Origin of the sequence: Kingella sp. SNUBH-2017 (genome assembly GCF_028680565.1) — a bacterium.
Classification (GTDB): domain Bacteria; phylum Pseudomonadota; class Gammaproteobacteria; order Burkholderiales; family Neisseriaceae; genus Kingella_D; species Kingella_D pumchi.
Window position 1 is genome coordinate 416079 of sequence record NZ_JAPHVK010000001.1, and the last position, 12757, is coordinate 428835.

The following is a 12757-nucleotide window of genomic DNA, read 5'->3' on the forward strand; positions in this document are numbered from 1 at the left end:
GGGTGCGTACCGCGCACCATTCACCGTATATCGTTCTGCCGTTTTGCCGCACGGTATCTCGGCAGCGCGGCGGTTTCTTGGTTTCGGTGCGCGGGGCGCACCCTACGCAAAGCATGGCATACGGGCATTAGATCTGTTGGAAAACAATTTGGTAATAGAGTACACAACAGGTTCCATAACAAATTGACATTTTGTTAAGAAATAGGCAAAATTCGTTTGTTTCTTTTTTCTTTTGTAAAATTGTGGTGAGTTAAATGATGAAAAATATATTAATTGCATCTTTGGTTCTGATTCTGGCATCGTGTGCTGTTCATGTTAGTCCTGAGCCAACAGGTGGTAGCAAGGCTGATGGTATCGTTGAATTAGGGTTTGATATTAGAGAAATGCAGAGACCAATCATTGATGAAAACGAAGCATTGCGAAAAGCCTTAAAAAGGTGCCAGGCGTGGGGTTATACAAAAGCGGAAAAATTTGGCGGTATAACTTCTCAATGTAATGCCTATGGAGGAATGAGCGGCTGTATGCTTTCACATATCACGATTAAATATCAGTGTGTTGATTTAAAATCGGAAATTTCAAATTAATTATATTGAATTTAAATTTATTTCAATGAAAAGCAGCCTGAAAGCTAAAATTTGGTTTTTAGGCTGCTTTGCTGCGCGGATTTAGCGTTTGGCCGGCGCTGCGGCCGGCTCGGATGCGCTGCGAAAGCGCTCTTCCAAGCCGGCAAGGGTGCGGCGGGCGCTGTCGTTGCCTTGGGCGGCGGCTTTGGCATACCAGTATTTGGCGGTGGCGATGTTTTGTTTGACGCCGGTGCCGGTGGCGTAGCGGGCGGCAAGGTTGTTTTGTGCTTCGGCGTGGCCTTGGGCGGCGGCTTTGGCGTACCAGTACACGGCCTGTTCGTAGTTTTGGGCGGTGCCGATGCCTTCGCTGTAATCGAAACCGAGCATAAACTGTGCTTCGGGGTGGCCTTGGCGGGCGGCTTTCTGGTACCACTTGAAGGCTGCGGCGGGATTGACCGGTACGCCGAGGCCGTCTTGATACAGGGTGGCGACATTGACCTGCGCCAGCGCGTCGCCGCGTTCGGCCAGCGGTTTGAGCAGGCGCATGGCGGTTTGGTAGTCTTCTTTCTGGTAGGCGGCGGTGGCGGCATCAAGGGCGGACTGCCGGCTTTGGGCGGCGGGCGCGGCGTAGGCGCTGTGGGCAAGCAGGGCGGCCAGCAGCAGGGCGGCAGGGCGGATGTTCACGGGCACTCCTTGTTTGGTCGGATGGTGGGAGATGTTTTTCAGGCTGCCTGAAGGTTTAAGGCAGCCTGAAAACTTTGGCGGGCGTTTGGACTTTGCTGTTGCGTTTTTCAGGCTGCTTGGCGGTTTGCCGGCTTCAGGCAGCCTGAAAAGCCGGACGGTTTAGCCGTAGCGGCGCTGGAACTCGCGCATAAAGTTAATCAGGGCTTCGACGCCTTGCAGCGGCATGGCGTTGTAGATGCTGGCGCGCATGCCGCCCATCGATTTGTAGCCGCGCAGCAGCTGCAGGCCACGGGTGGTGGATTCTTGGGCGAAAAGTTCGTCTAATTCCTTATTGCCGGTGGTGAAGATTACGTTCATTTTCGAGCGGGCGGCGGGATCGACGTTGTTGATGTAGAAACCGCCGCTGGAATCGATGGCGTCGTACAGGGTTTTGGCTTTGAGGGTGTTGATGGTTTCCATCTGGGCAACGCCGCCTTGCGACTGCAGCCAGCGGAACACCAGGCCGGAAATGTAGATGGGGTAGGTGGATGGGGTGTTGTACATGCCCTGGCGCTGGACGTGGGATTTGTAGTTCCATACGTCGGGCACGCGGTCGGAGCAGCGCTCGAGCAAATCTTCGCGGATGATGACGATGGTGGCGCCGGAGGGGCCGATGTTTTTCTGCGCGCCGGCGTAAATCATGCCGAAGTCGGAGACGTTGATACGGCGGGAAAGGATTTCGCTGGACATATCGCACACCAGTGGCGGCATATTGTCGGCCAGTTTGGGCACTTCGCGGTATTGCAGACCGTGCACGGTTTCGTTGATTACAAAATGGACGAAGGCCGAATCGGGCGAGATGTCCCATGAAGAAACCGGCGGCAGGTTGTTGAACTGGTAGCGTTCGCCGCCGTGCGCGGCCAGATGGATTTCGACGTCGGAAAGTTTGCCCATCTGCTCGTGGGCGATGCGGCTCCATTGGCCGGTTACCACCGAATCGACGCGCTTGAAGCCGTTGGCCAGGTTCATCACCGACATATTGAACTGGGCGCTGGCGCCGCCCTGCAAAAACAGCACTTTGTAGTTGTCGGGAATGGCCAGCAGCTGGCGCAGGTCTTGTTCGGCATGGTAGAGAATGCTCATAAAGGCATCGGAGCGGTGGCTCATGGTCATCACCGAAAAGCCGGTGCCGTTGTAGTCGAACATCTCGCTTTGCGCGGTGCGCAGTACCGACTCGGGCAGGGTGGCGGGGCCGGCGGAGAAGTTGTAGATGGGCGTGTTGCGCATGGTGTGGGTGTTCCTAAGCAAGCATCGTTTCAGGCAGCCTGAAAGGGTTTTCAGGCTGCCTGAAAAGGGGTTAGTCGGTATGGGTACAGGTTCTTGTCGGAACGCATTTTATGCCCGCGCCGCCGGCTTTCGCAAGTGGCGCGCCTAGGCGGCGGCGCGCTTTTATCAGCCCGCCTGCGAAATCGCCCTACCCGATGCGCGCTTTTGGGCTAAAATGCGCGGTTTTTATGTCTTTTCAGGCTGCCTGAAAACCGATTTTCGCTATGAAAAACATCCGCAACTTCTCCATCATCGCCCACATCGACCACGGAAAATCCACCCTTGCCGACCGCTTTATCCAATACTGCGGCGGGCTGGAAAACCGCGAAATGAGTTCGCAAGTGCTGGACAGCATGGACATTGAAAAAGAGCGCGGCATTACCATCAAAGCCCAAACCGCCGCGCTCCACTACAAAGCCAAAAACGGCGAAACCTATCTGCTGAATTTGATTGACACCCCCGGACACGTGGACTTTTCCTACGAAGTCTCGCGCAGCCTGTCCGCCTGCGAAGGCGCGCTGCTGGTGGTGGACGCGTCGCAGGGCGTGGAAGCGCAAACCGTTGCCAACTGCTACACCGCCATCGATTTGGGCGTGGAAGTCGTACCCGTGCTGAACAAAATCGACCTGCCCGCCGCCGACCCCGACCGCGTGGCGCAGGAAATCGAAGACATCATCGGCATTGATGCCGTGGGCGCGGTAACCTGCTCCGCCAAAAGCGGGCTGGGCGTGGAAGACGTGCTGGAAGAAATCGTCGCCAAAATCCCCGCGCCCGAAGGCGATGCCGATGCGCCGCTGCAAGCCGTGATTATCGATTCGTGGTTTGATAATTATGTGGGCGTGGTGATGCTGATCCGCATCAAAAACGGCAGCCTGAAACTGAAAGACAAAGTGCAGTTTATGTCCACCAAAGCCGAATCGCAGGTGGAGCAGCTCGGCGTGTTCACGCCAAAATCCGTGCAAAAACAAGAACTCAAAGCGGGCGAAGTGGGCTTTTTGATTACTGGTGTGAAAGAGTTGGGACAGGCGAAAGTGGGCGACACCGTTACTCTTGCCAACAACCCCGCCGCCGAGCCGCTGGCAGGCTTTAAAGAAGTGCAAAGCCAAGTGTTTGCGGGCTTGTACCCCGTGGAAAGCCACGATTACGAAGCCCTGCGCGATGCGCTGGAAAAATTGCAATTAAACGATGCTTCGCTGAAATTTGAACCCGAAGTATCGCAGGCGCTGGGCTTCGGCTTCCGCTGCGGCTTCTTGGGCTTGCTGCACTTGGAAATCGTGCAAGAGCGGCTGGAACGCGAGTTTGACATGGATTTGATTACCACCGCGCCCACCGTGGTGTATGAAGTGATCCTGAAAAGCGGCGAAAAAATTGACGTGGAAAACCCGTCCAAACTGCCCGACATCGGCACGGTGGAAACCATTATGGAGCCGATTATCACCGCCACCATCCTCGTGCCGCAGGATTATGTGGGCAACGTGATGACCCTGTGCAACCAAAAACGCGGCGTGCAGCGCAATATGCAGTACCTCGGGCGGCAGGTGATGCTCACTTACGACCTGCCGATGAACGAAGTGGTGATGGACTTTTTTGACAAACTCAAATCTACCTCGCGCGGCTATGCCTCGCTAGACTATGAGTTCAAAGAATTTCAGCCCGCCGACTTGGTGAAGCTGGACATTATGGTAAACGGCGACAAAGTGGACGCACTCAGCCTGATTGTGCACCGCCAAACCGCCGTGCAGCGCGGCCGCGAACTCGCCAGCAAAATGCGCGAACTGATCCCGCGCCAAATGTTCGACATCGCCGTGCAGGCTGCCATCGGCGGGCAGATTATCGCCCGCGAAAACGTCAAAGCCCTGCGCAAAAACGTACTCGCCAAATGCTACGGCGGCGACATTACGCGTAAGAAAAAACTGTTGGAAAAACAAAAGGCAGGCAAAAAACGCATGAAACAGGTGGGGAATGTGGAGATTCCGCAATCAGCGTTTTTGGCGATTTTGGAGATTGGGGAGAAGTAGCGGGTAGGAATATTTACATTATTGAATCGAACTTTTTCATCACAAAGATTTTATGGAAATAATATTTAAAATAATTGCAGCAGTATCCAGCGTTTATGGTATATACAGGGGGGTTCAAGAAGTTTTATTGAAAAAGGCATCTAATAATTTAGAACAAATTTACAAATATTTCTCTATTGAAAAAATTAAAGAGCTAGAAAAAGAGCCGCCGTATATCGGGGATATGGCATGTAAAACAGTATCTTTTTTAAGGCGATTTAAATTTAGAGAAATTTCTTTTATTTTAAAAAATAAAAAAATAGATTTTGAAGAGCTTAATCATATTCTATGGCTTGTCCAATATAAAATATTAAAAACAAATGATAATGAAGTAATTGTAAATACGGGAAGCGTTTACTATCCACTTCTTGAGAATAAGAATGTTGCGAGTAATAAGAAAGAAAGAATTAAAATTTGGTTTCTTAAGTTCCGTACTGGAAGGGTTTTTATTTGTTTTTTGTGGGTTAGTTATATTTCTGTTACTTTACTTATAGGTCTTTATTTTATTGAAGAAAACCCGTTATTAGCTATTGTTTTCATGGTTGCATTTCAAGTTATTGTTCAAGTACCATTAATGCTTTACCAAGAAAAAATAAGGTCTATAAAGAACTACATTAAAAAAGAAATTAATGGGAGTAGAAAAATTGATGATTTGCTTAAAAAAATCAATAGCTAAATGAAATTGTATAGCTTTGATTACGCTTTGTGCACATGTTGATATTTTTCTTTGCTACTTATCTAAAAATTGGAAAATTTGTTTCTATGTTATCCGAATGGTAAAAGTATGGCGGAATCCCCCACCCAAAAAACCGAACGCCTAATCCGCGAAATCAACCGCATCCATACCCAATATTCGCAGGATTATTTTGAAACCAGCAAAGTGGCGAAAGTCAATTTAAGCCGCACGCTCGCCCATGTGCCGACCGAGCATATTTTGTCCTACCGTCTCAACCTGCACGAAGCGATTAACGACTACTTGGCATTCGCCGATACGCGCGGCATAGACTTTTCTACCGCGTTAAAACCGCCGAAAGCATCGCCGACAAAATCCGCCGCTACACCGAACGCGAAAACCAATATCCCGTCAACAACATCCTGAACGACATCTTCGGCGCGCGCGTGATTCTGCCATCGGCAAGCGTCGCCGAAATCATGCAGCGGCTGGACGACTGGAAAACCCGATACAGCCTGAAAAACTGGTATCTGCGCGACAGAAACGGCTGCATCGGCTTGTGCGTTTATTTTGAACCCAATGATTGCTACCCGTGGGAATTGCAAATCTGGGACGAAAAAGATGCCGCCGAAAACATCCGCAACCACATCGCCTACAAACGGCACTTCGTTCAGGCAGCCTGAAAACCCATCACTAAAGGAAAACAATGGAATTAAGCAAACTGGTGTATCTGGCCGTAGCCGCCTTGGCAGCGGGCATCGTGATGTTCTTTGCCAGCAGCAAAGAGCGCAATGAAAAAGGCGAGTGGGGCAACGGCCTGCAATGGGCTTATCTGCTGATGATGATCGGCGTGTTCGGCATACTCGCGCTGTGGGTGGAGTGGAGCCTGACCGCGGTGCTGTTGGCCTTTACCATGTTTACTGGCGCCGTCTGGCTGTGGGCGAAGCTGGTGCGCGGCAAAGGGCAGCCTGAAAAAGCCGCGCTGCCCGATGCCAACCATTTTCGCGACTATATGGGCGGTTTTTTCCCGATTATCCTGGTGGTGTTTCTGCTGCGCACCTTTGTTGCCGAGCCGTTCAACATCCCATCGAGCTCGATGCGCCCGGGCTTGGTTAAGGGCGATTTTGTGCTGGTGAGCAAATTCAGCTACGGCGTGCGCATGCCGATTCTGAATAATGTGCTGATTCCCACCGGCAAAATCGAACACGGCGATGTGGTGGTGTTCAACTACCCCGTCGAGCCGAAAACCAACTTTATCAAGCGCATCGTCGGTTTGCCCGGCGATACCGTCGAATATAAAGACAAGGTATTGAAGGTAAACGGCAATATTGTTGAAACCGATACCCCCGACGGCAGCTACGCCTACCCCGACGACAACGATCCGCAGCAGCAAATCGACACCCAGCGCTACCACGCCGATTTTGCCGGCCGCCGTTTCGACGTGCTGAAAAAAGAAGGCGAAGCCGCGGTGAAAGTGGACGGCGTGGGCTATTACCAAAACCTGGCCGCACAAAACGGCATCGAAGGCCAGGTCGACGAGCAAAACCAAAACTGCGTTTACGAAGCCGACGACAGCGGCTTCACCTGCACCGTGCCCGCCGGCAAATACTTCGCCATGGGCGACAACCGCGACCACAGCGCCGATTCCCGCTACTGGGGCTTTATCGACGACAGCCTGATTGTCGGCAAAGCCTTCTTTATCTGGCTCAACTTCAGCGAACCCAGCCGCATCGGCACGGTTATCAAATAAGCGGCTGCGGCACAGAAAAAAAGCAGCCTGAAAAGCAAAAACGGCGTATCGCAAAGCCCTGCGGTGCGCCGTTTTTAGGCTTTCAGGCTGCTTTATGCTTTTTTGTTATAAGAGTTAATTGCTTTAAAAACATAAAGAATATGATTAAACGGTCTTGGTCGGTGCGGTTTTAAGCGGCTATGATGCCCGCCTGCTTAATACCAAAAGGAAGAAGTGCCATGTCCCACCGCAAAAACATCCTGTTCACCGTATCCGACAGCACGCCGCTTGCGGAACTCTACCGCCGCCTGTCGCAAGGCATCGACATTATCGAAGCGCATACCGCCTTCGCCCACAAACGCGCGCTGCCGACGGTGCGCCAGGCCATCAGCCATCTGCGCCGTTTCGTTGCCGGCGAATTGGGCACCGACGAAGGCGCGAAGCTGTGGTTTAAAAAACTCACCAAGCTCGCCGAAGAAGTGGGCGACATGACGCCCGCGCAGTCTGCCTACATTCTCGCCGCCGCCGAAGTGGCGCACGCCGCCTCGCATATGGGGCATGTGAACATGGCGCTCAGCCGCGGCGGCCGCACCCGCGCCGATGCCGAATATGTGAAGCTGCAAACCGCCTACGTTAATTTTGCCTTCAAAGGCGTCGATGAATTTCTGGCGCTGGCCGACAGCAGCCTGAAACCGAATTTTGCTTTTAACGACGAAGCCGTGGCAGCCTGAAAACTGCCGCCGCACAAGGAGAAAATCATGAGCGCCTTACCGCTGGAAACCTACTTTGAAGCCGACGAAACCGAGCGCTTCACCCCTTATTCCTACGCCGCAATCGTGCCGCAACGGGGCGAAACTTACGCCGCGCAGGCCGCAGACATCGCCGAACAAATCCGCCGCCAATTCAAAGGCAGCGGCCGCAAAATCGTGCGCCAAACCGTCTTTCTGCGCGACGCCGAACGCCTAGACGAAGTGGCCGCGCTGTTTGCACAAAACTTTGGCGACAGTCTGCCGCTGACCGCCTACGTTGCCCAAGCCCCCGCCGACGGCAGCCTGCTCACCGCCGAGATCGCCGCCGTTTCCGTGGCCGATGCCCAAGTGCGCCGCATCAGCCCGCAGCTGACTACCGTGTCCCACAACGGCATCACCTTCGTCCACACCCACGCCGACGCCTTCCAAAACGGCCGCGCCCCGCGCGAAAATTCTTATGCCGACACCCGCGCCGTGCTCGAAGAAAACCTTGCCCTGCTCAAACAAGGCGGTGCCCGCCTCGACCAAGTGTTCCGCACCTGGTTTTACATGGGCAGCATCGTCGCCCCCGACAGCCGCGCCGCCGACCATGAGCAGCGCTATAAAGAACTCAACCGCGCCCGCACCGACGTCTTCGGCGACACCCGTTTCCTTGAAAGCAGCCTGAAAACCCAACCCGCCTTCGACGTTTACCCCGCCTCCACCGGCATCGGCATGGGCGGCGAAGACATCGCCCTGGGCACCACCGCCATCCTGACCGAGCGCCGCGACGTTTACACCCTGCCGCTGGAAAACCCGCGCCAAACCCCCGCTTTCGACTACGCCCGCCACTACAGCCCCGAAAGCCCCAAATTCGCCCGCGCCATGGCCGTTATCTACGACGACACCGCCGACGTTTACATCTCCGGCACCGCCTCCATCACCGCCTCCGAAACCCAACACATCGGCAACACCGCCAAGCAGACCGAAGAAACCCTGCTCAACATCGCCACCCTGATCAGCGCCGACAACTTCGCCGCCTCCGGCTTCCCCGGCTACGGCGCCACCCTGGGCGAACTCGCCTCCGTGCGCGCCTACGTCAAACACGCCGCCGACTACGAAACCGTGCGCGCCGTGTGCGAACGCCAACTCCCCGGCGTACCCGTGGTTTACACCATCGGCGACGTCTGCCGCGACGATCTGCTGGTCGAACTCGAAGCCGTCGCCCATATCCGCAAGGCCGTCTGAAAAGACAGCCTGAAAAAGCCAAAGGCAGCCTGAAAAGGCTTTCAGGCTGCCTGACGGCTTAAAACAGCATCTGCCACAGGCAAAACACCGGCGGCCGTCTGCACCCTCTCCCGCTTGCGGGGGAGGGTCGGGGTGGGGCGCTTGGCATTGCAGCCATATCTGCCACCGCATTTCTGCGAAATGCCACCCCCTCCCCAATCCGCCCCCAAGCAAGCGCAAGAGTGGGAGAAACGGCAGCCGCTTGTCCCGCGAAACGCCGCCGACATTTTCAGGCTGCCTTCGCCCCATTACCAAAAAAGGAACCCAAAACATGACCCGCCTTTACGACATCCCCGATTACACCCTCGACGAACTCTACGACTACTACAACCGCGTGATCGACCACGCCGAAAGTCTCAAGCCCGCCATCCACCCGCGCACCCGCTTCCAAGTCGAAAACGCCCTGGCCGACTACCGCAAATTCGGCACCGGCGAATTGGACATCGACCTGGGCACCAAACGCTGGTTCCGCGTTATGTCCCACCTGGTCGAAGAAGTCGGCGACCTCGACGAAGGCCAAACCGCCTACATCCTCGCCCTCGCCGAAATCGGTCACGCCGCCGCCCACCTCGGCCATCTCAACACCGCCCTCAGCCGCGGCGGCCGCACCGAAGCCGACGTCAAATACGAAGCCCTCAACCGCGCCTACGTCGGCTTCGGCTTCAAATGCGCCGAAACCTATCTGGATTTGGTATCCCCCGCCGAAACCGCACAGGCAGCCTGAAAAACCCGCCAAACGTCAACGCACCGTTCCCGCCCGTCCGGCAGCCGCACCGCCGCACGGGCGGTTCGTATAGTTGCCGGTGTGGCTCGGAACAAGGTGTGTTGGCAACTGGCGGTTCGGCGTTCTCTGTCCATCAAATCTCCAACACTTGTACCATAAAATTTCTAACACCGTCATTAGTTTACGCAAGTCCGCTGTGCTACCCCCGCGTCGGCGGGAGTCTTGTTTCTGCTTAAACATCGGCTTGTTTGCTCAGGCATCGCCACAATACCAAGCAAGATTCCTGCCTGTGCGGTAATGACGTCGTTTGGGCAAACTTTGCGAACCTTACCCAAGACTTTCAGGCTGCCTTGTGCGTTTCCAAAACCAAATGCAAACATAAGGCCGTCTGAAAACCGGTTTCCGCTTTTCAGACGGCCTTTGGCATCAGCAGACAAACGCATCAGATTTCGCCGAACGGATTAAACAGCGGCACCTGCAAATCGGCAAAATCCCGCGTGTTGCGCGTTACCAAAGTCAAACCGTGGCGGATGGCACTGGCGGCAATCAGCGCGTCGTTGTAGGGGCGGCGGTCGGGGATGTGCAGGCGGGCGCAGACGCGGGCGGTGTGGCGGTCAACGGGCAGGATGCGCGTGTCGAAAGTGGGCAGTACCGTGCCTTCCAGCCAGTTTTCCAAACGCGCAAACTGCGCTTCGTCGCTGCGATGGCGCACGCGCAAAATGCCCTGCTCGATTTCCAGCAGGGTGATGACGCTGAGGTAGCAGCGGTCAAAATCCACGCGCTCCGCCCACGCAGCCACGGCGGGATGGGCTTTGCCCTGGCTGATTTTGCGGATTTCCGATAATACATTGGTATCCAGCAGATACATCAGAAATCCACCTCGCGCTGAACGATGGGGCAGCGGGGGAACTCCACTTCAATCCAGTCGGATTCGGGGTCGCTCAATTTTTGTGCCAAACTCGGTTTGCCCGCTTGCAGCGACTGATACGCCGCATAATTCATCAACACATAAGCCGGTTCGCCGCGGTCGGTAATGCACACGGGCGCGGTGTCGCTCATGTTTTTGGCTTTGGCAACGTTTTGGTTAAATTCGCGGCTGCTGATGGTTTGCATGATGGTCTCCTGATGGTTGTAGCAACGTGCAAGCATTGTAGCACGGTTTGGGAAAAGCGTTTTCAGGCTGCCTTTGATGAATTTTTCTCACAACCGTTACCAGAAATCCCCCGTTTTTCTCAAACAACAAACCCCGTATCATCCGCCCATTCCCATTCAACACGCAGGACAAACCCAGTGAAATCCGTGAAAACCCTTTTATCCACCGCTGTTATCAGCACACTTTATATTCGGAGCAAACACCATGGCCGCAGACTACCGCAGCAATCCCTTCACGCTGACTTACGACCACGCCATCACGCAAAACGTGAAAGGCAAAGTCAATATCCACCCCGTGAAATACACGCAAAAGCACACCGGCATTGAAGTCGCCGCCAATGTGTACACGCCCGCCAATTACGACCCCGCGAAAAAATATCCCGCCATCGTCGTTGCCCATCCGAATGGCGGCGTGAAAGAGCAGGTCGCAGGCTTGTATGCGCAAAAACTTGCCGAGCAGGGCTACATCACCATCGCTTTTGACGCCGCTTACCAAGGCGCAAGCGGCGGCAGTCCGCGCTACACCGATAAACCGCAAAACCGCATTGAAGACATCCGCGCCGCCGCCGACTTTATCAGCCAATATCAAGGCGCCGATGCCGATGATTTGGGCTTGCTCGGCATTTGCGGCGGCGGCGGTTATTCCATCAAAGCCGCGCAGACCGACAAACGCTTCAAAGCCGTGGCAACCATCAGCATGTTTAACACGGGCGACGCGCGGCGCAACGGCTATATGCGCTCGCAAAAAGACACCATCCAACAGCGTTTGCAGGCAGCCGCCGAAGCGCGTCAAAAAGAAGCAGCTACGGGCGAAGTCGCCTACACGCCGCCCTTTGGCGCGGGCATGACCCCCGAGCAGGTGGCCGCCATCAAAGTGGATTTGTACCGCCAGGGCTACGAGTATTACGCGCAAAGCCACTTCCACCCCAATTCGCAAACTAATTCCACCGTTGCCAGCCTTGCCGATTTGATGGAATTTGATGTGAACACCAATGTGGATTTGATTAACCAGCCGCTGTTGATGATTGCGGGCGACAAGGCGGATTCCCTGTATATGACCGAAGAAGTGTTCAAAAACGCCACGGGCACGCAAAACAAAGAGCTGTTTAAAATCAAAGGCGCAACGCATATCGAGACCTATTGGAAGCCCGAATATGTGAAGCAGATTGCCGATAAACTGGGGGCGTTTTTTAAGCAGAATTTGAAATAGGCAGCCTGAAACGCTGTCTGAAATGCCCAACGAGAAAGCCGTTATGAAATCCATCCTGCTTGCCCTTTCCCTGCTCGCCGCCATGCCCGCGCAGGGAAAGGATTTGATTGTTTATCTAAGCCGCAGTCACAACACCGAAGCCGTCGCCAAAATCATTCAATCGGAAACGGGCGGCGATTTGGTTGCCATCGAACTGCAAACCCCATATCCCGCCGATTATCGCGCCACCGTCGAACAAGTACAGCGCGAAAACGAACGCGGCTACCTGCCGCCGCTGAAAACCCGTATCAGCCCTGCGCAGTACGACCGCATTTTTATCGGCTTCCCCACTTGGGGTATGCGCCTGCCGCCACCCGTAAAAAGCCTGCTCGCCGCCCACGATTTCGGTGGCAAAACCGTTATCCCCTTCAACACCAATGCGGGCTACGGCATCGGCAGTAGCTTTGACGAACTGCGCCGTTTGTGCCGCAACTGCCGCGTCGCTGAAGGCTATGCCACCGAAGGCGGCAAAGAGCGTGACGGGATTTTGTTTGTGATGCAGGGTGAAAAAGTGCAGCAGACACGCAGCCAAATCCGCCGCTGGCTGCAAAAGCTCAAATAAACGTTTTCAGGCTGCCTCAGTCTTCAATTCACCTAAACAACATA

Annotated in this window: 13 protein-coding genes and 1 pseudogene; 10 read left to right on the forward strand and 4 right to left on the reverse strand. The window is 54.5% G+C overall.

All coding sequences use genetic code 11. The features are described 5' to 3' along the window. The first annotated feature begins 254 nt into the window (after positions 1-254). Complete coding sequence (gene yecR, locus OP500_RS02015; protein WP_274070026.1) at positions 255-584, forward strand: YecR family lipoprotein; 330 nt, start codon at positions 255-257, stop codon at positions 582-584. Between the two features lie 81 nt (positions 585-665). Here yecR and OP500_RS02020 read toward each other — a convergent pair whose 3' ends face one another. Together OP500_RS02020 and serC are read right to left on the reverse strand one after the other, a co-directional pair. After that, the gene (locus OP500_RS02020; RefSeq protein WP_274070027.1) at positions 666-1247 is read right to left on the reverse strand and encodes a tetratricopeptide repeat protein; all 582 of its coding nucleotides are present in this window, start codon (positions 1245-1247) and stop codon (positions 666-668) included. Between the two features lie 159 nt (positions 1248-1406). Continuing rightward, entirely contained in the window at positions 1407-2513 is a 1107-nt protein-coding gene (gene serC, locus OP500_RS02025; protein ID WP_238746035.1) for a phosphoserine transaminase, read from the reverse strand. A 263-nt stretch (positions 2514-2776) separates the two neighbouring features. Here serC and lepA point away from each other — a divergent pair, with 263 nt between their 5' ends. The 7 genes and pseudogenes from lepA (at position 2777) to OP500_RS02065 (ending at position 9750) form a co-directional block, all read left to right on the forward strand. Next, complete coding sequence (gene lepA, locus OP500_RS02030) at positions 2777-4570, forward strand: translation elongation factor 4 (RefSeq protein WP_274070028.1); 1794 nt, start codon at positions 2777-2779, stop codon at positions 4568-4570. Positions 4571-4622: 52 nt separating this feature from the next. Further along, a complete protein-coding gene (locus tag OP500_RS02035; RefSeq protein WP_274070029.1) occupies positions 4623-5285 on the forward strand; it encodes a hypothetical protein in 663 nt (220 codons plus the stop codon). Between the two features lie 108 nt (positions 5286-5393). After that, a pseudogene (locus OP500_RS11255) lies at positions 5394-5965 on the forward strand (GTP pyrophosphokinase). 23 nt (positions 5966-5988) lie between these two features. Continuing rightward, on the forward strand, positions 5989-7032 hold the full coding sequence (lepB, locus tag OP500_RS02050; protein ID WP_274070031.1) for a signal peptidase I: 1044 nt from the start codon (positions 5989-5991) through the stop codon (positions 7030-7032). 218 nt (positions 7033-7250) lie between these two features. Beyond that, positions 7251-7742, forward strand: coding sequence for a CoA biosynthesis protein CoaBC (locus OP500_RS02055; protein WP_238746025.1), 492 nt, complete (start codon positions 7251-7253; stop codon positions 7740-7742). A gap of 27 nt (positions 7743-7769) precedes the next feature. Then, a complete protein-coding gene (locus OP500_RS02060) occupies positions 7770-8987 on the forward strand; it encodes a RidA family protein (protein WP_238746024.1) in 1218 nt (405 codons plus the stop codon). A 310-nt stretch (positions 8988-9297) separates the two neighbouring features. Continuing rightward, positions 9298-9750 carry a hypothetical protein gene (locus OP500_RS02065; RefSeq protein WP_238746022.1) on the forward strand — a complete coding sequence of 151 codons (453 nt, stop codon included), beginning with the start codon at positions 9298-9300 and terminating at the stop codon, positions 9748-9750. Positions 9751-10192: 442 nt separating this feature from the next. Here OP500_RS02065 and OP500_RS02070 read toward each other — a convergent pair whose 3' ends face one another. Beyond that, positions 10193-10618 carry a type II toxin-antitoxin system VapC family toxin gene (locus tag OP500_RS02070; protein ID WP_238746020.1) on the reverse strand — a complete coding sequence of 142 codons (426 nt, stop codon included), beginning with the start codon at positions 10616-10618 and terminating at the stop codon, positions 10193-10195. Beyond that, positions 10618-10863: a type II toxin-antitoxin system Phd/YefM family antitoxin gene (locus tag OP500_RS02075; RefSeq protein ID WP_238746018.1), complete on the reverse strand. Its 246-nt coding sequence runs from the start codon at positions 10861-10863 to the stop codon at positions 10618-10620. The genes OP500_RS02070 and OP500_RS02075 overlap by 1 nt, the downstream gene beginning before the upstream one ends. 244 nt (positions 10864-11107) lie before the next feature. Here OP500_RS02075 and OP500_RS02080 point away from each other — a divergent pair, with 244 nt between their 5' ends. After that, positions 11108-12112, forward strand: coding sequence for an alpha/beta hydrolase (locus OP500_RS02080; protein ID WP_238746016.1), 1005 nt, complete (start codon positions 11108-11110; stop codon positions 12110-12112). A 43-nt stretch (positions 12113-12155) separates the two neighbouring features. After that, a complete protein-coding gene (locus OP500_RS02085; RefSeq protein WP_274070032.1) occupies positions 12156-12713 on the forward strand; it encodes a flavodoxin in 558 nt (185 codons plus the stop codon). Positions 12714-12757 lie beyond the last annotated feature (44 nt).

Bases quoted from the DNA above. Each gene is read 5' to 3' on its own strand.
- OP500_RS02065 (WP_238746022.1), top strand. From the start codon at position 9,298: ATGACCCGCCTTTACGACATCCCCGATTACACCCTCGACGAACTCTAC.
- OP500_RS02055 (WP_238746025.1), top strand. From the start codon at position 7,251: ATGTCCCACCGCAAAAACATCCTGTTCACCGTATCCGACAGCACGCCG.
- serC (WP_238746035.1), bottom strand. From the start codon at position 2,513: ATGCGCAACACGCCCATCTACAACTTCTCCGCCGGCCCCGCCACCCTG.
- OP500_RS02060 (WP_238746024.1), top strand. From the start codon at position 7,770: ATGAGCGCCTTACCGCTGGAAACCTACTTTGAAGCCGACGAAACCGAG.
- OP500_RS02080 (WP_238746016.1), top strand. From the start codon at position 11,108: ATGGCCGCAGACTACCGCAGCAATCCCTTCACGCTGACTTACGACCAC.
- OP500_RS02035 (WP_274070029.1), top strand. From the start codon at position 4,623: ATGGAAATAATATTTAAAATAATTGCAGCAGTATCCAGCGTTTATGGT.
- OP500_RS02085 (WP_274070032.1), top strand. From the start codon at position 12,156: ATGAAATCCATCCTGCTTGCCCTTTCCCTGCTCGCCGCCATGCCCGCG.
- OP500_RS02075 (WP_238746018.1), bottom strand. From the start codon at position 10,863: ATGCAAACCATCAGCAGCCGCGAATTTAACCAAAACGTTGCCAAAGCC.
- yecR (WP_274070026.1), top strand. From the start codon at position 255: ATGATGAAAAATATATTAATTGCATCTTTGGTTCTGATTCTGGCATCG.
- lepB (WP_274070031.1), top strand. From the start codon at position 5,989: ATGGAATTAAGCAAACTGGTGTATCTGGCCGTAGCCGCCTTGGCAGCG.
- OP500_RS02070 (WP_238746020.1), bottom strand. From the start codon at position 10,618: ATGTATCTGCTGGATACCAATGTATTATCGGAAATCCGCAAAATCAGC.
- lepA (WP_274070028.1), top strand. From the start codon at position 2,777: ATGAAAAACATCCGCAACTTCTCCATCATCGCCCACATCGACCACGGA.